This is a genomic window from Nocardia noduli (genome assembly GCF_019038455.1).
Lineage (GTDB): Bacteria > Actinomycetota > Actinomycetes > Mycobacteriales > Mycobacteriaceae > Nocardia > Nocardia noduli.
Genome location: NZ_JAFMPL010000294.1, coordinates 1 through 418, shown reverse-complemented (window position 1 = coordinate 418; position 418 = coordinate 1). Strand labels below are relative to the sequence as shown.

Below are 418 nucleotides of genomic sequence, written 5' to 3'. Positions count from 1 at the left end.
ATCCGGTCCAGGGCCAGGTGGACGGCGTTGGCCGCCTCGCGGTCGACGGGCTGGGCGTTGGTGCGGACCCGCTCGAACAGGGTCTCCAGGCGGTGGGCGACGGCCTCCACGGCCGGGAGATCGACGGCGCGGGCGGCGCCCTTCAGGCTGTGGGCGCGGCGGAACACGTCGTTCCAGTCCGGGGTCGCGCTCCCGAGCGCGGCCCGGATCGCCGTGACGTGCTCGCGATGCTCGACCTCGAAGGCCGCGAGCAGGAGCTGGCGGATATCGGCGGGCAAGGCGGCGCCGGCCCTCAGTGCCGGTAGCGTTCGGCCAGGGCCATGAGGGCCTGGGCGAGTTCGGTGAGGTTGGCCGAGGCCGCCTCGACCTCGCGGGTGCCGGCCGCCGTCTGCTGGCTGGCCTGGCGGATGTTCTGCAG

General features: G+C 74.6%; 1 protein-coding gene. It reads right to left on the bottom strand.

Annotated features, from left to right (window positions below):
* On the bottom strand, nt 1–278 hold a 278-nt coding region (locus JZ792_RS43760), incomplete at its 3' end, for an Hpt domain-containing protein (RefSeq protein ID WP_216918456.1).
* Nucleotides 279–418: the final 140 nt, after the last annotated feature.